The 20106-nt window shown below is 68.6% G+C and carries 17 protein-coding genes; 10 read left to right on the top strand and 7 right to left on the bottom strand.

The window, feature by feature from the left end:
- Positions 1-66: 66 nt before the first annotated feature.
- On the bottom strand, positions 67-1266 hold the full coding sequence (locus ACKTT0_RS09440) for an aminotransferase-like domain-containing protein (protein WP_407849645.1): 1200 nt from the start codon (positions 1264-1266) through the stop codon (positions 67-69).
- Positions 1267-1397: 131 nt separating this feature from the next.
- Here ACKTT0_RS09440 and ACKTT0_RS09445 point away from each other — a divergent pair, with 131 nt between their 5' ends.
- The 3 genes from ACKTT0_RS09445 to dapA all read left to right on the top strand — a co-directional run bounded on the left by ACKTT0_RS09445 (position 1398) and on the right by dapA (position 5165).
- Positions 1398-1892 carry a GAF domain-containing protein gene (locus ACKTT0_RS09445; RefSeq protein ID WP_407849646.1) on the top strand — a complete coding sequence of 165 codons (495 nt, stop codon included), beginning with the start codon at positions 1398-1400 and terminating at the stop codon, positions 1890-1892.
- Between the two features lie 88 nt (positions 1893-1980).
- On the top strand, positions 1981-3927 hold the full coding sequence (locus ACKTT0_RS09450; RefSeq protein WP_407852404.1) for a BCCT family transporter: 1947 nt from the start codon (positions 1981-1983) through the stop codon (positions 3925-3927).
- A gap of 311 nt (positions 3928-4238) precedes the next feature.
- Entirely contained in the window at positions 4239-5165 is a 927-nt protein-coding gene (gene dapA / locus ACKTT0_RS09455; protein WP_407849647.1) for a 4-hydroxy-tetrahydrodipicolinate synthase, read from the top strand.
- 106 nt (positions 5166-5271) lie between these two features.
- Here the strand turns inward: dapA and ACKTT0_RS09460 are convergent, their stop codons facing one another.
- Entirely contained in the window at positions 5272-6621 is a 1350-nt protein-coding gene (locus ACKTT0_RS09460; protein ID WP_407849648.1) for an APC family permease, read from the bottom strand.
- Positions 6618-7487 carry an SAM-dependent methyltransferase gene (locus ACKTT0_RS09465; protein ID WP_051439414.1) on the bottom strand — a complete coding sequence of 290 codons (870 nt, stop codon included), beginning with the start codon at positions 7485-7487 and terminating at the stop codon, positions 6618-6620. The genes ACKTT0_RS09460 and ACKTT0_RS09465 overlap by 4 nt, the downstream gene beginning before the upstream one ends.
- A gap of 266 nt (positions 7488-7753) precedes the next feature.
- Between ACKTT0_RS09465 and ACKTT0_RS09470 the strand changes: the two genes are divergently transcribed.
- From ACKTT0_RS09470 to clsB, 7 genes are all read left to right on the top strand, one after another.
- Positions 7754-9364, top strand: a complete 1611-nt coding sequence (locus tag ACKTT0_RS09470) for a GMC family oxidoreductase (RefSeq protein WP_407849649.1) — start codon at positions 7754-7756, stop codon at positions 9362-9364.
- Between the two features lie 126 nt (positions 9365-9490).
- On the top strand, positions 9491-10783 hold the full coding sequence (locus tag ACKTT0_RS09475) for a putative Na+/H+ antiporter (protein ID WP_407849650.1): 1293 nt from the start codon (positions 9491-9493) through the stop codon (positions 10781-10783).
- Positions 10784-10928: 145 nt separating this feature from the next.
- Positions 10929-11243 carry an FmdB family zinc ribbon protein gene (locus ACKTT0_RS09480; protein WP_407849651.1) on the top strand — a complete coding sequence of 105 codons (315 nt, stop codon included), beginning with the start codon at positions 10929-10931 and terminating at the stop codon, positions 11241-11243.
- A 21-nt stretch (positions 11244-11264) separates the two neighbouring features.
- Entirely contained in the window at positions 11265-11906 is a 642-nt protein-coding gene (locus ACKTT0_RS09485; RefSeq protein ID WP_407849652.1) for a DUF502 domain-containing protein, read from the top strand.
- 39 nt (positions 11907-11945) lie between these two features.
- Positions 11946-13733 (top strand): aspartate--tRNA ligase, encoded by a 1788-nt coding sequence (gene aspS / locus ACKTT0_RS09490; RefSeq protein ID WP_407849653.1) that lies wholly within the window; start codon positions 11946-11948, stop codon positions 13731-13733.
- 105 nt (positions 13734-13838) lie between these two features.
- Complete coding sequence (locus ACKTT0_RS09495; protein ID WP_407849654.1) at positions 13839-14699, top strand: endonuclease/exonuclease/phosphatase family protein; 861 nt, start codon at positions 13839-13841, stop codon at positions 14697-14699.
- Positions 14696-15907, top strand: a complete 1212-nt coding sequence (gene clsB / locus ACKTT0_RS09500) for a cardiolipin synthase ClsB (protein ID WP_407849655.1) — start codon at positions 14696-14698, stop codon at positions 15905-15907. The genes ACKTT0_RS09495 and clsB overlap by 4 nt, the downstream gene beginning before the upstream one ends.
- 336 nt (positions 15908-16243) lie before the next feature.
- On the opposite strand, the gene ACKTT0_RS09505 is transcribed toward clsB, so the two are convergent.
- From ACKTT0_RS09505 to ACKTT0_RS09520, 4 genes are all read right to left on the bottom strand, one after another.
- Entirely contained in the window at positions 16244-16480 is a 237-nt protein-coding gene (locus ACKTT0_RS09505; protein ID WP_407849656.1) for a hypothetical protein, read from the bottom strand.
- Between the two features lie 2 nt (positions 16481-16482).
- On the bottom strand, positions 16483-17652 hold the full coding sequence (locus ACKTT0_RS09510; RefSeq protein WP_407849657.1) for a hypothetical protein: 1170 nt from the start codon (positions 17650-17652) through the stop codon (positions 16483-16485).
- 163 nt (positions 17653-17815) lie between these two features.
- Positions 17816-18703: a DMT family transporter gene (locus ACKTT0_RS09515; RefSeq protein ID WP_407849658.1), complete on the bottom strand. Its 888-nt coding sequence runs from the start codon at positions 18701-18703 to the stop codon at positions 17816-17818.
- 14 nt (positions 18704-18717) lie between these two features.
- Positions 18718-20091, bottom strand: a complete 1374-nt coding sequence (locus ACKTT0_RS09520; RefSeq protein WP_407852405.1) for an MFS transporter — start codon at positions 20089-20091, stop codon at positions 18718-18720.
- Positions 20092-20106: the final 15 nt, after the last annotated feature.

Here is a 20106-nt window from a genome sequence, read left to right on the forward strand (position 1 = left end):
TAGTCATGGACAGCGGATGGCGTGGGCGATGAAAAGAACGGGCGGCGGCGCGCCGCCGCCCGGCGTTCAGGCGTACTGCTTGATCAGCTTGCCGAGGATGGCGATGCCGGCGCGGATGCGATCTTCCGGCACCGTGGCGAAGCTCAGGCGCAGGGTGTTGGGACGCGGCTTGCCGGCATAGAACGGCGCGCCCGGCACGAAGGCCACGTTCTGCTCGACCGCCTGCGTCAGCAGTTGTGCGCTGTCGATGTGCTCGGGCAGCGTCACCCACAGGAACATGCCGCCTTCGGGCTTGGTCCAGGTGACCGTGTCGGGGAATTCCCGCGCGATGGCGTCCAGCATGCAGCGGCCCTGGGCGCGGTAGATTTCGCGCACGGTGGGCAGGTGCTGTTCCAGGAAGCCGTCTTTCACGACTTCATGGACGGCCATCTGGGTCAGCGTGGGGGTGTGCAGGTCGGTGGCCTGCTTGGCCTGGACGAGCTTGTCGATGATGCTGCGGTGCGCGGCGATATAGCCCAGCCGCAGGCCCGGCGCCAGCACCTTGGAGAACGTGCCCAGGCGGATGACATTGGCGCCGTACTCGCCGGCCAGCGCCAGCAGGCCCGGCTGCGGCTCGCCGGCGTAGCGCAGTTCGCCGTAGGGGTCGTCCTCGATGATGGGCAGGCCCAGCTGGGCGGCCTGTTGCACCAGCGCCTTGCGGCGCGCCAGGTTCAGGGTGCGCCCGGTGGGGTTCTGGAAGTTGGGCAGCGCATACAGGAAGCGCGCGCCCTCGGCCAGCGAGGCGGTGATGGCTTCCGGGATCAGCCCGCCGTCGTCGGTGGGGACCGGCACGTACTGCGGCCGGTACAGGCTGAACGACTGCAGCGCGCCCAGGTAGCTGGGGTCTTCGACCAGGATCTTGCTGCCTTCGTCGATGAGCACCTTGCCCAGCAGGTCGAGCGCCTGCTGCGAGCCCGACACGATGAGGACCTGGTCGGGCGCGACGTTGGCGCCGGCGCGGTTCAGGTCATCGGCCACCCACTGGCGCAGCGGCGCATAGCCTTCGGTGGGGCCGTACTGCAGGGCGGCGCGGCCGTTGCCGGCCAATACCTTGTCGAATGCCGCGCGTACCACTTCTACCGGAAAGCCGCCGGGGGCCGGCAGGCCGCCCGCGAAGGAAATGACCTCGGGCCGTTCGGTGACCTTGAGGATTTCGCGGATGGCGGAACTGGTGAGCTGCTTGGCGCGCTCGGAGAAGGCGCACACGGGTTCGAAAGGCTTGTCCATGGGAAATTTCGGGAAGGAAAGAACGGGAAAAGAGCAAACATTGTCCCACAACGCCGCCGCCGCGCCGCGGCGGGTGGCGGTGCCCCTAAAATCAGTTGGTTCAATAATTGCCTGTACAGTTACATTTGCCGATGTTCACCGCCGCCGAACTGCCCACCGACGACAAGCCCCGTTTCTACGCCGAACTGGCCGCCCAGGCGCGCGCGCTGCTGGCCGGCGAGACCGACCGCATCGCCAACGCCGCCAATTTCGCCGCGCTGGCCTACCAGGCGCTGCCCCGCATCAATTGGGCCGGGTTCTATTTCTACGATGGCCGCGAGCTGGTGCTGGGCCCGTTCCAGGGCAAGCCGGCCTGCGTGCGCATCGCGCTCGACCGGGGCGTCTGCGGCGCCGCCGCCAGCCAGCGCCAGACCCAGGTGGTGGCCGACGTGCACGCGTTTCCGGGCCATATCGCCTGCGACGCGGCTTCGCGGTCCGAGATCGTGGTGCCGCTGGTGCATGGCGGCGAACTGATCGGCGTCTGGGACGTCGACAGCCCCGAGCCGGGTCGCTTCGACGACGACGACCGGCACGGCATGCAGGCCCTGTGCGAGGTCTTCCTGGCAAGCCTGGGCAGCTTCCAGTAATGTGCCCCCATTCGCGCACCGATTGATGCCGCCCAGGCGCGAGGCGGCTTGACCAGAGGAGCAAAGCTTGCAGGAGCCTTCCCCGCGCATGACGATCCAGCGGCCGGTTTTTTATACGGCGGCCGTGTTCACCCTGCTGCTGGTGGTATTCGCTATCGCGGCGCCCCAGTTTGCACAACGGCTGTTCGACACGGTCCAGGGCTGGATCCTGGGCAATGCCAGCTGGTTCTACATCCTGGTGGTGGCGCTCATTCTCCTGGCGGTCGTGTTCCTGGCGGTCAGCCGCTACGGGGATATCAAACTCGGCCCCGATCACAGCGAACCCGACTATCGCAATTTCACCTGGTTCGCGATGCTGTTCTCCGCCGGCATGGGCATCGGCCTGATGTTCTTCGGCGTGGCCGAGCCCGTGATGCACTTCATGACGCCGCCAGTTGGCGAGGGCGCCACGGTGGCTGCTGCCCGCGAAGCGATGAAGCTGACCTTCTTTCATTGGGGCCTGCACGCATGGGCGATCTACGCCATCGTGGCCCTGACGCTGGCATTTTTCTCCTATCGCCACGGCCTGCCGCTGACGCTGCGCTCCGCCCTCTATCCGCTCATCGGCAACCGCATCCACGGGCCGATCGGCCATGCCGTGGATATCTTCGCCATCATCGGCACCGTGCTTGGCGTGGCGACCTCGCTGGGGCTGGGCGTGGCGCAGATCAATAGCGGCCTGAATCACTTGTTCGGCCTGCCGGTCAGCGTGCCGGTCCAGATCGTGCTGATCATCGCGACTTGCGCCCTGGCGACGGTGTCGGTCGCCAGCGGCCTGGACAAGGGCATCCGGATCCTGTCCGAATCCAACCTGGCGCTGGCGGTGATCCTGCTGGTGTTCGTGCTGGTGGCCGGACCCACCGTATTCCTGCTGCAGACCTTCGTGCAGAACACCGGCGCCTACCTGTCGGACATCGTCAACAAGACCTTCAATCTCTATGCGTACGAGCCCACCGACTGGATCGGCGGCTGGACGCTGTTCTACTGGGGCTGGTGGATCGCCTGGTCGCCGTTCGTGGGCCTGTTCATCGCCCGCATTTCGCGCGGCCGCACCATCCGCGAATTCGTCAGCGGCGTGCTGCTGGTGCCGACGGGCTTCACGCTGTTCTGGATGACCGTGTTCGGCGACACGGCCATCCACATGATCCTGATCGACAAGGTCCAGGGCTTTGCCGAGACGGTACAGAGCGACACCACGCTGGCGCTGTTCGCCTTTCTCGAGCAGATGCCCTGGGGCAACGTCATTTCATTCGTGGCCATCGCCATGGTGGTGGTGTTTTTCGTCACCTCGGCCGATTCCGGCGCGCTGGTGGTGGACCTGCTGGCGTCCGGCGGCGCGGAGCGCACGCCGGTCTGGCAGCGCATCTTCTGGTCGCTGTCGATGGGCGCGGTCGCCATCGCGCTGCTGTTGGCCGACGGCCTGACCGCCTTGCAGACCGCCACCATCGCCAGCGCACTGCCCTTCTCGATCATCCTGTTGCTGGCCATGTGGGGCTTGTTCAGGGCGCTCAAGCTCGACGCCACCAAGCGCGGCATCCGCTACCAGTCGCTGACCCTGTCGCGGCCGGCGCGCGGCGGGCAGTCCTGGGAACGCCGCCTGCGCAATATGGTGATGATGCCGCGCCGCGCCCACGTCCTGCGGTTTATCGCGGAGGTGGTGAAGCCGGCGCTGGAAGACGTCGCCGAGGAGTTGCGCAAGCAGGGGTACCTGGTGGAAGTCCGCGAGAACGACGAGGATGGCTCGGCGGCGATGGAGGTTTCCCACGGCGAGTACCTGGATTTCTCCTACGCCGTGCAGCCCCAGGCCTTTGTCCGCCCGAGCCTGACGCCGAACGACGGCACGGACGAGGAAGAGCGCAAGTACTTCCGCGCCGAAGTCCACTTGCGCGAGGGCGGGCAGGACTACGACATCATGGGATGGAGCCGGGACGCCGTCATCGGCGACATCCTCGACCAGTACGAACGCCATCGACACTACCTGCACATCGTGCGCTGAGCAGGGCGCCCGGGCGGCCGCCGGTTGACACCGGCATGGCCGCCCGGTAGATTGCCCTTGTCCCGTTCGCGCATCCGCATCATTTCCATGTTTCCGGCCCCTTGCTTCGCTGCCTGCCGCCTCGCCCCTGGCGCGGCGGCGCGTTGCATCGGCCTGAAATCCAAAAAACAGCGGCTCATCTGACCGGAGCTGGCTGTTCCGTCAGATGGGCGACGGAACGGCGGCACTCCGGCGGCGCGGCGCGCCGCGGCTTTTTCCCCGGCATCCCGAGCACTTCTGCACGGTCCCCAAGCGGTCCTCAGGAGTGTGTCATGCAAGTTTCTTCGACTTCTTCCTCATCGGCAGCTGCCGTGTTCCAGGGCGTCTGGATTCCGCTGGTGACGCCGTTCACCGCGCACGGCGTCGACGGCGGCGCCCTGCGCCGGCTGGTGCGCCATTACGCCGCCGCAGGCGTGGACGGCCTGGTGGTGTGCGGCAGCACCGGCGAAGCCGCGGCGCTGGACGACGCCGAACAACTGGCGGTGCTGGATGCCGTGCTGGCGGAGGCCGGCCGGCTGCCGGTCGTCATGGGCCTGGCCGGCAATCACCAGGGACACGTGCTGCAGCGCCTGGCCGCGTTCGGCACCCGCCCGCTGGCCGGCGTGCTGGCGCCCGCGCCCTACTATGTGCGGCCGGGCCAGCAGGGCGCCCTGGCGTATTTCCAGGCCCTGGCCGACGCTTCGCGCGTGCCGCTGGTGCTGTACGACATCCCCTATCGCACCGGCGCCGTGCTCGACACCGATACGCTGCTGGCGCTGGCCGGGCACGCCAATATCGTCGCCGTGAAGGATTGCGGCGGTTCGCTGGACAAGACCGTGGCGCTCATCGCCCATGGCGGGCTGCGCGTCATGGCCGGCGAGGATTTGCACACCCTGTCCACCCTCTGCCTGGGCGGCAGCGGCATGATCGCGGCGGCCGCCCACATCCGGCCCGACCTGTTCGTGGCGCTGGACCGGGCGGCGCGGGCGCAGCAACTGGAGCCGGCGCGGCGCCTGTTCCATGCGCTGGCGCCGGTGATCCGGCTGGTGTTCGCCGAGCCGAACCCGGGCCCGCTGAAGGCCTGGCTGGCACAGCAGGGACTGCTATCCGATGTGCTGCGGGCGCCCATGCCGCGCGCCAGCGAAGCCTTGGCCGGACAGCTGGCGATGGCCGTGGCCGCGCTGGATCGCCAGTTCCCCGTACAGGCCCTGGCGGCGTGAGGCGGCCGCGGTTCCCGTCTGGCTTGCAGTACCCATCCGCAGGCGGCATGCCGACCCCGCGGCTGCCGTCTGGACCTGTCCGGTGTCCCGCGCGGCGCCGGCCGCTTCAAGACGCCGTGGCCTGCCGCGGCCGCGCCATGCGCAGCAGCGGCAGGCCGGCCGCCAGCACCACGATGCCCAGCAGCGCCCCCAGGCCGGCATAGCGCGCGCTCGACCACACCAGGCCGGCGCAACTCAGCGCGAACAGCAGGGGCGTGAGCGGATACAGCGGCACGCTGAACGGTCGCGGCCGGTGCGGATCGAGGCGCCGCAGCCGCCACACCGAGGCCGCCACCAGCAGCATGAAGAACCAGAATACCGGCGCGGTATAGGCCACCATGGCCTGCACGCCGTTCTCCGCCAGGGCGCCGAAGCCCACCAGCGCCAGCGTGATGGCTCCCTGCGCCAGCAGCGCGGCCGAGGGCGCCTGGCCGCGCGCCGACCAGCCGCCCAGGCGGCGCAGCGCGGGGATGTCGTCGCCCAGGGCCACATAGACGCGCGCGCCGGTCATGATGGTGCCGTTGATGGTGCTCAGCGCCGTGCAGCACACCAGCAGGCTGAGCAGGATCGCGGCATACGGGCCGGCGGCGATGCGCATGACGTCGGCGCCCACCGCGCTGGCCTGGCGCAGCCCGTCCAGGCCGAAGATCTCCAGCAGCGCCAGGTTGGTCAGCAGGTAGACCGCCGTGACCACGGCCGTGCCGATCAACAGCACCCGGCTCATGTTGCGGGCCGGGTCGCGCAGTTCGCCGGACAGATAGGCGGATTCGTTCCAGCCGCCGTAGGTCAGCAGCACGTAGACCATGCCCATGCCCACCAACCCGAACACGCCGCCCGGCGCCGGCGGGGCGGCGGCGCCCAGCGCCCGGGCCGGCGCGTCGCCGGCCAGCATGCCGGCCACCGCCATTGCCGCCAGCGCCGTCACGGTCAGCGCGGTGAAGACGAGCTGCAGCCGCTTGGTCGGTTGCGTGCCGGCGATGTTCAGGGCGGTCAGCACCACCACGGCCAGCGCCGCGTGCAGGGCCGCGCCATAGCGTCCCAGGTCCAGCAGCTGCTGCGCGTAGTCGCCATAGATGAACGCCACCGCCGCGATCGCGCCGGTCTGGATGACCGTGCAGCGCGCCCAGGCGAACATCAGGCCCGTGCGCGCGCCCCAGGCCAGGCTCAGGTAGCGGTATTCGCCGCCGGAATCGGGGTAGGCGGACCCCAGCTCGGCGTAGCACAGGGCGCCCAGCAGCATCACGCCGCCGCCGGCCAGCCACAGCGCGATGTACATCAGGGGCGAACTGGAATGCTGCGCGACCAGCGGCGGGAAGCCGAAGATGCCGATGCCGATTACCACGCCGACCAGCACCGCGACCGCATCCAGCACCGACAGCCCGGCATGCGGGGCGGCCGCCTTCACGGGCGGGCTCATTGCTGCGACTGGCGGCTGGCCCGCCAGCCTTGTTCGCTGCCGGGCTCGGCCAGCGCGACCATGGTCGCGCCGTCGACCTTGCCGAGGAATTCCATCGGCTGGCCGCCGTCGTCCAGCACCAGGCGCAGGCGGTCGCCCCGCAGCGCGGCCGCCGTCACCCCCAGCGGCGCGTCCCCGCGCCGGGCGGTGGCCGTGATCTTCTGGAAATGCTGCTGCACCTGCAGCGTGATCGGGCCGCGCGGATGCTCGATCCGCCAGGTGCCGGCCACCCGCGCCGGCACGATCCACAGGTACAGCGAACGGCCCTCGACGCTTTCGTAGCGGTCGCTGTCCCAGTCGTCCATGGTGAAGGCGTGCGACACGACCCGCGTGCCCGGCGCCAGGGTGCTGAGAATGCGCGGGCGCAGCTTCAGGTTGACGTCCGGCAGCAGGTACATCGTCAGGACCGTGGCCTTGGAGATGTCGGTCTTGAACAGGTCCTGCTGCACGAAGCGCACCCGGTCCTCCACCCCGGCCTTGCGGGCATTGGCGCGCGCTTCGGCGATGCGCTCGGGGTCGATGTCGATGCCGGTCGCCTGCCGGGCATTGCGGTCGCGCACCGCGGCGATGGCGATCCGGCCATCGCCCGAGCCGAGGTCGATGACCGTGTCCTGCGGCCCCACGTCGGCCATTTCCAGCATCTTGGCTACGGCGTGCTCGGGCGTGGGCACGAACGGCACGTCCAGCTGCACCCGCTCGCCCTGTGCCCAGGCGGGGGTGGCGGCCAGGACGGGCGCGGCGGCCAGCACGGCCGAGCCGGCCAATGCGGCGAGAGTGTGGCGACGGGCGGCCCGGTACGGTACCGCGGCGGGCGGATTGGACGGCATGTGGATCTCCGGTGGGGTGCCACCGGCCCGGCAACACCGGGGCCGCGGCACGTTGCTGACAATGAGCTGAACAAATCATCAGTGCTACGCTCGGATCTTTCAACCCCTGTTACCTCTCGTCTCAGCCGCGCCGCAGCGGGCGGCGACGGCGCGGAATTAGGGCGTGTCCGGGTAGCCAGGGGCACGGTTGTGTTCTACAACGCAGCACCAGCGGCCGGCCCGCAGAGCCGGTCCGTCCTTATCTATATAGAAAGGAGACGAGTTCCATGGCCGCCGATTCCGCCAGTACCGATCTGGTGTTCGACTACATCGTCGTGGGGGCCGGCTCGGCCGGCTGCCTGCTGGCCAACCGCCTGTCGGCCGACGCGGACAAGCGCGTCCTGCTGCTGGAAGCCGGCGGCCGCGACAATTGGCACTGGATCCATATCCCGGTCGGCTACCTGTATTGCATCGGCAACCCGCGCACCGACTGGTGCTACCGCACCCACCCCGACCCGGGCCTGAACGGGCGCAGCCTGGGGTATCCGCGCGGCCGCGTGTTGGGTGGCAGCTCGTCGATCAACGGCATGATCTACATGCGCGGCCAGCGCGCCGACTACGACGGCTGGGCGGCGCTGGGCAACCCCGGCTGGAGCTGGGACGAGGTGCTGCCGTTCTTCAAGCGCAGCGAGGACCACCACGGCGGCGCCAACGATTTCCATGGCGCGGGCGGCGAATGGCGGGTCGAGCGCCAGCGCCTGTCCTGGGACCTGCTCGACGCTTTCCGCGCCGCCGCCGCGCAGGCCGGCATCCCTTCGGTGACCGACTTCAACCAGGGCGACAACGAGGGCTGCGACTACTTCGAAGTCAACCAGCGCCGCGGCGTGCGCTGGAGTGCCGCCAGCGCCTTCCTAAAGCCCGCCGCCGGGCGGCCCAACCTGCGTATCATGACCGGCGCGCGCGTCTCGCGCGTCGTGTTCCAGAACCGCCGCGCCGAGGGCGTGGCGTTCCGGCTGGACGACGGCAGCGAGCAGATTGCCCGCGCGCGCGCCGAAGTCATCCTGGCCGCCGGCGCCATCGGTTCGCCGCAACTGCTGCAGGTGTCCGGCGTGGGGCCGGCCGCGCTGCTGCAGGCGCGCGGGGTGCCGGTGGTGCACGACCTGCCCGGCGTGGGCGAGAACCTGCAGGACCACCTGCAACTGCGCCTGATCTACCGCGTGACCGGCGCCAAGACCCTGAACGCGATTGCCGGCACGCTGTGGGGCAAGGCGCTGATGGGGGCGCAGTACGCCTTGTGGCGGCGCGGCCCGCTCAGCATGGCGCCGTCCCAACTGGGCGCGTTCGCCCGCTCGGGACCCGAGCACGAGCGCGCCAATGTGGAATATCACGTGCAACCGCTGTCGCTGGAAAAGTTCGGCGACCCGCTGCATGCCTTCCCGGCCTTCACCGCCTCGGTCTGCAACCTGCGGCCCACCAGCCGGGGCCATGTGCGCATCACCAGCCCGGACGCCGGCGAGCATCCGGAGATACTCTGCAACTACCTGGCCACCGAGGCCGACCGCCGGGTGGCGGCCGAGAGCATCCGCCTGACGCGCCGGATCGTGGCGCAACAGGCGCTGGCGCGCTATGCCCCCGAGGAATACAAGCCGGGCAGCGCCATCGAGACCGACGCGGACCTGGCGCGCGCGGCCGGCGATATCGGCACCACCATCTTCCACCCGGTGGGCACCTGCAAGATGGGCGTGGACGCCCTGGCCGTGGTGGATCCGGAATTGCGCGTGCACGGCCTGCAAGGGCTGCGGGTGATCGATGCGTCCATCATGCCCACCATCACCTCGGGCAATACCAATTCGCCCACCGTCATGATCGCCGAGAAAGGCGCGCACATGCTGCGATGAGCCGGCGCGCCATCCCGCCCGCGCGGCCCGTGCCGGGCCGCTGCGGTATAGTCCGACAGTTTTCCGTCACACGCGGCAGCGCTGGCCCCGCGGCCTGCCGCCCGCTTGTTCCTGGGTTCTCCTCTCATGCCTGACGTCATCGAAATCATCGCCACCGTCTTGTTCGCGGTGGCGGTCATCCATACGTTCTCGGTTCCCGTTTTTGCGCGCCTGGCGCACCGCAATGGGCCGCATGCGGGATGCTGGCACCTGTTGTCGGAAGTCGAGGCCGTGTTCGGCGTCTGGGCCTTCGTGCTGATCGTCTGCATGGCGCTGCTGCGCGGCAGCGACACCGCCATCCAGTACATGGACACGCGCAACTTCACCGAGCCGCTGTTCGTGTTCGTGATCATGGTGGTGGCCGCCAGCCGGCCCATCCTGGAACTGGTGGGGCTGCTGGTGCGCGCCCTGGCGCGCCTGCTGCCGCTGCCGCGCGAAGTGGCGACTTTCTTCGTGGTGATGTCGGTGGTGCCGCTGGGCGGCTCGTTCATCACCGAGCCGGCCGCCATGACCCTGGCGGCCATCCTACTGCGCGACGGCTACTTCCGCGTGGCCGGCCACACGCGCTTCAAGTACCTGGCGCTGGGCGTGCTGTTCGTCAACGTGTCGATCGGCGGCGTATTGACCGCCTACGCGGCGCCGCCGGTGCTGATGGTGGCCTCGACCTTCGGCTGGGACTCGGCCTTCATGGCCACGCACTTCGGCTGGCGCGCCGCCATCGCCGTGCTGGTCAATGCCGCCGTCCTGACCTGGATCTGCCGCGACGCCCTGACCAGCCACAGCATCGGCACCGGCAGCGGCGTCAACGCGTCCGATGACGAGCCGGCCCGGCGCCCGCCCGTGCCGCTGGCGGTGATGCTGGTGCACCTGGTGTTCCTGGTGGGCGTGGTGCTGACCGCGCACCACCCGGCCGTTTTCCTCGGCCTGATGATGATGTTCATCGGCTTTTCGCACGCCTATCGCCGCCACCAGGACCGCCTGCTGATCCGCGAAGGCCTGATGGTGGGCTTCTTCCTGGCCGGCCTGGTGGTGCTGGGCGGGCTGCAGAAATGGTGGCTGCAGGACCTGCTGGGCGGGCTGGAGCCCACTGTGCTGTTCTGGGGCGCCACCGCCCTGACCGCGATTACCGATAACGCGGCGCTGACCTACCTGGGCTCGCTGGTGGAAGGCACCAGCGACCTCTGGCATTACATGCTGGTGGCCGGCGCCGTCACGGGCGGCGGCCTCACCGTCATCGCCAACGCGCCTAACCCCGCCGGCTATGCGATTCTGCGGTCCTATTTCCCCAACGAGGCCATTTCGGCGGGGCGGCTGTTCCTGTCGGCCCTGTTGCCCACCCTGGTGGCGGCCGGCATGTTCCTGCTGCCGCTGGGGCGGTAGGACGGCGGGGCACAGCCCCGCCGGGAAAAACCGCTAAAATTCAACACTTTCCCGTATTGATCCGGCGCCGCCTGGCCGCCGCCCGCTTGCCGCGGGTGGTGAAATGGCGGTTTTTGATGCGCCGGTGCGCCTGGAAACCCCCACCATGCCTATCTATGCCTACAAATGCAGCGCCTGCGGCCATGCCAAGGACGTGCTGCAGAAGTTCTCCGATGCGCCGCTGTCGGTCTGCCCCGAATGCGGCCAGGACACGTTTTCCAAGCAGGTCACGGCCGCCGGCTTCCAGCTAAAGGGGTCCGGTTGGTACGTCACCGATTTCCGCAACGGCTCGGGCGGCCAGGGCGCGGCCAAGTCGGGCGGCGCCACGGCTGACAGCGGCGCGGCCAAGGCCGATGCCCCCGCCAAGAGCGACAGCGCCGCGCCGGCCGCTTCCCCGCCGGCGCCCGCGGCCTCGGCCTGATACGCACACAGGCCGACGGGCATGCGCGTCATCAAGAAGTATTTCATCACCGGGTTGCTGATCTGGGTTCCCCTGGTCATCACCGTCTGGGTGCTGGGCCTGCTGGTCGCCACCCTGGAGGGCTTCGTGCCCAGCTTCTTGTCGTCGCAATCCCTGATGGGCATCGATATTCCCGGTTTCCGGTTCGTGCTGGTGATCGTGGTGGTGCTGCTGACGGGCATGTTCGCCGCCAACCTGCTGGGGCGCACCCTGCTGGAGCAATGGGAGGCCCTGCTGGGCCGCATCCCGCTGGTGCGTTCCATCTACAATTCGGTCAAACAGGTCAGCGACACGGTACTGGCGCCCAACGGCCAGGCATTCCGCCAGGCGGTGCTGGTGCAGTACCCGCGCGCCGGCTCGTGGACCATCGCCTTCCTGACCGGCACGCCCGGCGGGGAAGTGGCCGGCTACCTGCCCGGCGACCACGTCAGCGTGTACGTGCCCACCACGCCGAACCCCACCTCGGGGTTCTTCCTGATGATGCCGCGCGACCACGTCATCGAGCTGCAGATGAGCGTGGACGCCGCGTTGAAGTACATCGTTTCCATGGGCGTCGTGGCGCCGCCGGCCCAACCGGCCGCGGCAGCCGCGCCCATCCCGGCGGCCCCTTCCGCCGATTCGTAACCTTTTACGCTGAACACAGCACCTAGGAGTCATCCCGCAATGCGTACCTGCTACACCGGCGAGGTTTGCCGCGATCATCTCGGCCAGACTGTCACCTTGTACGGCTGGGTGAACCGCCGCCGCGACCACGGCGGGGTCATCTTCATCGACCTGCGCGATCGCGCCGGCCTGGCGCAGATCGTGTTCGATCCGGACAATGCCGCCTTCGCCACCGCCGAGCGCCTGCGCAACGAGTTCTGCATCCGCGTCACCGGCCTGGTGCGCCTGCGTCCGGAAGGCACGGCCAACCCCGAGCTGGCCTCGGGCGAAGTGGAGGTGCTGTGCAAGGAAGTCGAGATCCTCAACGCCTCGATCACGCCGCCGTTCCAGCTCGACGACGACAACCTGTCGGAAACCACCCGCCTGACGCACCGCGTGCTGGACCTGCGCCGCCCGCAGATGCAGCGCAACCTGATGCTGCGCTATCGCGTCTCGATCGAGGTGCGCAAGTTCCTCGACCAGCTGGGTTTCATCGACATCGAGACCCCCATGCTGACCAAGAGCACGCCCGAAGGCGCGCGCGACTACCTGGTGCCCTCGCGCGTGAACGCCGGGCACTTCTTCGCGCTGCCCCAGTCGCCGCAGCTGTTCAAGCAGATGCTGATGGTCTCCGGCTTCGACCGCTACTACCAGATCACCAAGTGCTTCCGCGATGAAGACCTGCGTGCCGACCGCCAGCCGGAATTCACCCAGATCGACTGCGAGACCTCGTTCCTGAACGAGGTCGAGATCCGCCAGATCTTCGAAGACATGATCCGCCACGTTTTCAAGACGGTGCAGGACGTCGATCTGCCGTCGCCGTTCCCCATCATGTCCTGGACCGAAGCCATGCAGCGCTACGGTTCCGACAAGCCCGACCTGCGCGTCAACCTGGAATTCACCGACGTCACCGACGTCATGCGCGATGTCGACTTCAAGGTGTTCGCGGCCGCCGCCACGGCGCCGGGCAGCCGCGTCGTGGCCCTGCGCGTGCCCGGCGGCGCCGAGCTGTCGCGCAGCGAGATCGACGCCTACACGCAGTTCGTGGGCATCTATGGCGCCAAGGGCCTGGCCTACATCAAGGTCAACGAAGCCGCCAAGGGCCGCGAGGGCCTGCAATCGCCCATCGTCAAGAACCTGCACGATGCCGCGCTGGCCGAACTGCTCAAGCGCAGCGGCGCGCAGGACGGCGACATCATCTTCTTCGGCGCCGACCGCGCCAAGGTGGTCAACGACGCGATCGGCGCGCTGCGCGTCAAGATCGGCCACAGCGAATTCGGCAAGAAGGCCGGCCTGGCTTCCGACGACTGGAAGCCGTTGTGGGTGGTGGACTTCCCGATGTTCGAGTACGACGAGGAAGACGGCCGCTACACCGCCGCGCACCATCCCTTCACCAGCCCCAAGGACGGCCACGAGGACTTCCTCGAGTCCGATCCCAGCAAGGCTTACGCCAAGGCCTATGACATGGTGCTCAACGGCTGGGAAATCGGCGGCGGCTCGGTGCGTATCCACCGCGAGGAAGTCCAGAGCAAGGTGTTCCGCGCGCTCAAGATCGGCCCCGAGGAAGCCCGCGAGAAGTTCGGCTTCCTGCTCGACGCCCTGCAGTACGGCGCGCCCCCGCATGGCGGCATTGCCTTCGGCCTGGACCGCATCGTCACCATGATGACCGGCGCCGAATCGATCCGCGATGTCATCGCCTTCCCCAAGACCCAGCGCGCGCAGTGCCTGCTGACGCAGGCGCCGTCCGAGGTCGACGAGAAGCAGTTGCGCGAGCTGCATATCCGCCTGCGCAACGTCGAAGTGAAGTAAAGTAGCAGCAGACGCCGGGCGCCGCCGCACGGGCGGCGCCGGTCCGCTTCCCGGGGCGGGCGGCCCGCGCCGCCGCCTCCGCACAGAAAGGGCGCCATTCGGTTTATGTCGCTTATCCGCGTAGTCAGCTACAACATCCACAAGGGCCGCTCCTCGCTGGGCCGGCGCGAATCGCTGAACGACCTGCGGCTTGGCTTGTATGGCCTGCGTCCCGACCTGGTCTTCCTGCAGGAAGTACAGGGTCGCAACGAACACCAGTCGATCCTCGACGCCCAGCACGAATCCCTGGCCGCCGCGCTGCGGCTGGACGTGGCCTATGGCTGCAACGCCATCCGCAACCGCACCGATCACGGCAATGCGCTGTTGTCGCGCTACACCATCCTCGAACACGAGAACCAGGACATCTCCGACCACCGGCTGGAGCAGCGCGGCCTCCTGCATGCGCGCATCCACGTGGACGGCCGCGACGTGCACTGCTTCGTGGTGCACCTGGGCCTGTTCGCCGGCAGCCGCAGCCGGCAGATTTCCGCCCTGACCGAACGCATCGCCCGCATGGTCCCGGAAGGCGATCCCATCCTGGTCGCGGGCGACTTCAACGACTGGGGCGACCGCCTGGCGCCGCTGTTCGTGCAGCAACTGGGCCTGTACGAAGTGTTCTCGCATGCGCCGCGCACCCACGGCGGCGAATTGCCGCGCTTGCGCGATTCGGTCAAGCGCCTGGGCAACGTGCTGCGCGGCGTCCCGAATAACGTGGCCATACTCGAACGCAGCAACCAGCTCGGCATGGGCGGCGCCTACTGCCCGCTGCCGCCGCCGCGCACCTTCCCGGCCGTGTTCCCCTGGTTCCGGCTGGACCGCATCTACCAGCGCGGCTTCGCCGTGCGCAGCGCGCGCGTCCTGCGGGGCCGCGAATGGGCCCGGCTGTCCGACCATGCGCCCTTGCTGGCGGAGCTCGAGCTGCCGTGAAGGCCGACATCGTCAAGCTCGACTGGACCGACGACAACGCCATCGAACTGCTGCAGAATGGCGCCGATTTTTTCCCGGCGCTGTGCCGCGCCATCGATGCCGCGCGCACCAGCGTGCACCTGGAAACCTACATCTTCCTGCTCGACCGTACCGGCCGGCGCGTGTTGCACAGCCTGGAACAGGCCGCGCGGCGCGGTGTCAAGGTGCGCCTGGCGCTGGACGGCTTCGGCAGCGCCGAGACGGCCCAGGGTATTGTCGACCGCATCGTGGCGGCGGGCGGTCGAGGCCGCATCTACCGTCCCGAGCCGCCCTGGTACGCGCGGCTGGTGCCGTCGCCCGGCCGCCTGCGCCGCCTGCATCGCAAGATGGCGGTAGTGGACGGCGAGGTCGCGTTCATCGGCGGCATCAACATCGTCGACGATTTCGACGACCTGGACCCGGTGGACGGCATTCCGGGGCCGCGTTTCGACTTTGCGGTGCAAGTACGCGGTTCGCTGGTGGCGCACGCGATCCACGCGCAGGACTTGCTGTGGGTGCGCATGAACTGGGCGCGGTTGCGCCGCCACCCGCGCGACTGGGTGCGCATGCGGCTGGGCCCGCCGCCCCCGCCTCCGGCCGAATCGGCGGACGGCCAGCGCGCCGCCCTGGTGCTGCGCGACAACCTGCGTTTCCGGCAGACCTTCGAGAACGCCTACCTGTACGGCATCCAGCAGGCGCGGCGCGACATCCTGATCGCCAACGCCTACTTCTTCCCCGGCCGCAAGTTCCGCAAGGCGCTGCTGCGCGCCGCCGCCCGGGGGGTGCGGGTGCGCCTGCTGCTGCAGGGCAAGGCCGAATACCGCATGCAGTATCACGCCACGCGCGCGCTGTACGACCAGCTGCTGCGCGGCGGCATCGAAATCTACGAATACATGCCGGGCTACCTGCACGCCAAGGTCGCGGTCATCGACAACATGGCGACCGTCGGCTCGTCCAACCTGGATCCGTTCAGCCTGCTGCTGGCGCGCGAGGCCAACGTGCTGGTCGACGACCAGCCGTTCGCCTGGGACCTCCAGCATCGCCTGGAGGACGCCATCGCCGACGGCGGGCGCTTCGTGCGGACGCTGGACTACCAGCGCCGCGGCTGGCTGCGGCGCTGCGTGGATGCGGTGTCGTATACGCTGCTGCGCATCGGCGTGGCGCTGACAGGGCGTTCGGGGGAATACTGAGCGGCCAGGTCGAAAGCAAGCGCTTGCTGCTCGCGGTCATGCCGCGGATCTGTAGGTCAGTCGGGCGGGCATTCAGGTCCGCCGCGGAATTGCAGGGCATTTAGGCGAATCCGCATTGTCTGAACGTTTGCCGAGCCAAGGTGGCTGCTTGCTTGCAAGGCACGCGCTTCTTCTTTGCGAACGAGGAATATGCCGATTGCCGCTTCGGGGCTACCTCGCCGCACACCCATGCTGCTGTTGGTAGTCGCTGCCCGACAGGCCTTTCAAGTATTCGCAGCCCTGCTCTCTTGGGGCATGGCATTGTAATTAGAGTGCCTTTCCCCACGCCCCTGCCACCTAGGTTTGGCGAGGCGCCGCGGTTTCATCGGTGGAAAGCGCCTTCTTTACAGCGTTCTGCCAGTCCGACCATGCCGCCGGATCGGCGGGGCCGCTGCCTTCCGCCCAGATTTCCCAGGACAGCGAACTGAGCATGCCGCCAATCTCGTCGGATTTCGTCATCTCATATTCGTGCAGCAGAAAGTAGAACATGGCGCGATAGGCCTGCTCGATAGTCAGCTTTTGATCGGTCGTCATGGTTATTTCCAACCCGGGCGTGTCGGCGATGCGAGCCCGGTTTCGGGATTGAAGGGTAAGGGCGTGGGATTCATGCCGCCATTCCAGAGTTGCCCGTTTCGCATTTGAGTCCATACCTGCGATCCATCCGGCAAAGTCCTGGCGGACCAGATCGTGTTGAACCGGTCGGGCCCCAGCCTGGCGGTGGGATCGTTGGCGACGGACAATAGTAGTTCACGATTCTGCGGGGTATCTGGTAGGTGTCCGGGGCGCGAACCGAATATTTTCGGCGCCCGGTTCTCGGGCAGGCTTACCTGGCCGGCACGCCGGGCCGTCGATGTCGCGGTGGTGTCGGCCGCCTGCCTGGGTGTCTGCGAGGTAGGCTCCGACGGCCGCGGCGTCGACCGCCCCACCGGCCGCGGCGCCAGCCTGCTCGCGCCGCGCGTCAGCAGGCCGATCAGCGCGCCCACCCCGATGGCGGTGACGCCCTCGGCGAACTGCCTGGCTGCCTCGTTCAGCTCGCGTTCGCTGGCGGCATTCATGGTCAGGTTGAAAAAGCTCGCCAGGTACTTGATGCCGCCGAAGATGGACCAGCCCGCCAGCGCGAAGCCGATGGCCAGCAGCGCCGCGTCGGCCACGAAACCCACTCCCACCGCGTGCGAGCCGGCCCACACCACCAGCACGCCGACTATCGCGGCCAGCGTCACCGGGTCGAGCAGTTTGTCCCGCACTTCGCGGGCCATGGCGTCCGACATATGCTCCGTCGAGTGGCGCAGCACGTAGCCGAAGCGGTCGGCCAGCGACCATTGCGAGACCGGGCCCGGCGGATTCTCGGCCGGAGTGATCGGTTGTGTGTTGCCGGTGCCGTCGTTGCCCGACATGTCGGGCAGCGCCACCGCGGCGATGTGCCCGTACTGCATCAGGGTCACCATCTGGTCGGTGGTCTGCTGCGGCGAATAGTGGCCGGCGACCGAGCCGGTGCAGACCAGCTGGCGGTACAGCGTGGCCAGCTTGGTCAGCGAGCTGTCGTCGCGCAGGTGCGGATACAGCGCCGCGCGCAGGCGGGAGGCGTCGCGGATGATCAGCGCCGGCGCGATACCGTCGAAGACTTGCGTGGGGCCGACCAGCAACAGTTGGCCGCCGCCGCGCAGAGCGGCGACCTTTCCCGATCTTTCGAGTGATCTGACGTCCATGGGGCTGCCGTTGTGGGGGGAAACCGGTGCAGCGCGCCCCGGCGCGTGCCGCGCCGGGGCAGCGGCATGCTAGCAACCTTTGCCACGGAGCATCAGGAAACTACAAAATTTGTCTCGCTTGTTTCAATTTGACATTGCGCGACCTGTGTCCCGCGCATGCACCTCAACTTGCCTGGGCCCGCGGCCCCGGCCAGCGCACCAGCCCCAGCGCCAGGGCGGTGCCCACCAGGATCACCGCCGCACCGGCCAGGATCTGGCCGGTGACCACTTCGTCCAGGAACCACACGCCCCACAGCACGCCGAACACCGGCACCAGGAAGGTGACGCTGACCGCGCCGGTGGGGCCGACGCTGGCGATGAGGCGGAAGAACATGATGTAGGCCGTGCCGGTGCACAGCAGGGCCAGCGCCACGGTGGCGCCCCAGGCCTGCCACGATACCGGCTGCGCGGGCCAGCCGGCGATGGCCAGCGGCGCCAGCACCAGCGATGCCGCCACCATGCTGCCGGTGGCGTTCGACAAGGCATCCACTTCGCTCAGGAAGCGCTTGGTCCAGTTGGCGGCAATCCCGTAGAACAGCGGGGCGGACACCGCCGCCAGCACGGCCGGGCCGTCCCCGCCAGCGCCGAAATCGAGCTTGTCCCAGACCAGCACCACGATGCCCAGCAGGGCGATGGCCAGGCCCAGGGCGCGGGTCCAGGGCAGCTTGTCTTTCAGCCACAGCCAGCCGATGACGGCGCCCCATACCGGCGTGACGGCGTTGGCCACCGACATGAACCCCGCGCCGAGCGATTGGGCCGCGTACGCATAGAGCAGGAAGGGGATGGCGGAGTTGAGCGTGCCCACCACCAGCACGGCCTTCCAGTGCCGCGCAATGATCGGCAGCTTGCCGCGCAGCAGGGCCAGCGGCAGCAGCGTCAGCGCCGCCAGCCCGACGCGCAGTTCCATGAGCGGCCCGGGGCCGAACTCGGGCACGGCGATCCGCATGAACAGGAAAGAGCCGCCCCACACTGCTGCCAGCAGCAGCAGGTCCAGCAAATCGCGATGACGCATGGATCAGGTTCCGATCAGTGTTTGCGCCGGTTGGTGGCGCGGGTCAGGACGTTCTTCATTTTGACGCGATGCGCCAGGTAGGCGCTGCCCAGCGCCAGCGCCGCGCAGGCCACCAGGCCGATGCGGACCCCGTCCAGCACCGAACTGCGCGAGATGGCGATGCCGACCAGCGCCGTGCCGGCCGCGCTGCCGATGGCGCGCGTGGTCTGTACCAGCGCCGAGGCCACGCCCACGTCGCGCCGTTCGCTGAGCATCTGCATGAACAGCGTCAGGTTGGGCAACATGAATCCCAGCGCGATGCCGTTGACGAAGAAGGCGGCCAGGATCCAGGTCGTGGAGGTGTCCGGGCCGAACATCAGCACCATCAGCGAGCCGGCCGCCAGCAGGCAGCCGCCGAACACCATCAGGCGCTGCGGCTCGCTCTGCTTGGGAAACAGCTGGCCGTTGACGATGCTGCCGATCGGGATGGCCGCCACCAGCGGGGTAAGCAGCAGGCCCGCCTGGCTCGGGGTGTAGCCCATTTCGTGCTGCAGCAGCAGCGGGCTGTAGAAGATCAGGATGAACATCACCGCGCCCACCGCCAGGCCCGCCAGGTTCAGCAACTGCGGCTCGCGGCTGGCGATCACGCGCAGCGGAAAGATGGGCGAGGCCACCCGCCGTTCGTAGGGCAGCAGCAGGGCGATGGCGGCCGCGCCCGCCAGGGCCAGCGCCAGGGCCAGGATGGGGTGGGCATGTTCGCCGGGCGCGAAGGCCAGTTCCATGGCGGCCAGCGGCGCGCCCACCGCGACCACCAGCAGCACGCTGCCGACCCAGTCGACCCGCTGGCCGCCCTGGGGCGCGTGCAGCGGGCGGATGCGCGGGAAATAACGCGCCAGCAGGAACAGCGCCGCCAGCGCCGCGAGCGGGGAAATGAAGAAAGCGGCGCGCCAGCCCAGCGCCTGCGTGGCCGCGCCGCCCAGCAGCGGCCCGATGCCGCTGGCCATGGCGAACGCGGCCGACACCAGCGCCAGCCAGCGCACGCGCTCCTTGGCGTCGGGGAACAAATCGGCGGGCGCGGCGAAAGCGGTGGCGATCATCATGCCGCCGCCGATGCCCTGCAACGTGCGAAAGGCGATGAGCTGCAGCATGGATTGCGCCAGGCCACAGGCGATCGAGCCCAGCGCGATGATCGACACCGACAGCAGCATCAGCGGCTTGCGGCCGAACAGGTCGCCCAGGCGGCCGAAGATCAGGATCGAGGCGGCCGTGGCCAGCAGGTAGCCGGTGCCGACCCAGGCGTACAGCGCCATGCCGTTGAGCGCCGCCGCCACGCGCGGCAGGGTGGTGCTGACGATGGTCGAGTCGAAGGCGGCCAGCACGACGGTGGCCGAGACGCCGGCCATGGCCATCAGGAGGTCGCGCCG

It is taken from the genome of Bordetella saccharivorans (assembly GCF_045862855.1).
In the GTDB taxonomy this organism is placed as follows: domain Bacteria; phylum Pseudomonadota; class Gammaproteobacteria; order Burkholderiales; family Burkholderiaceae_B; genus Bordetella_A; species Bordetella_A petrii_F.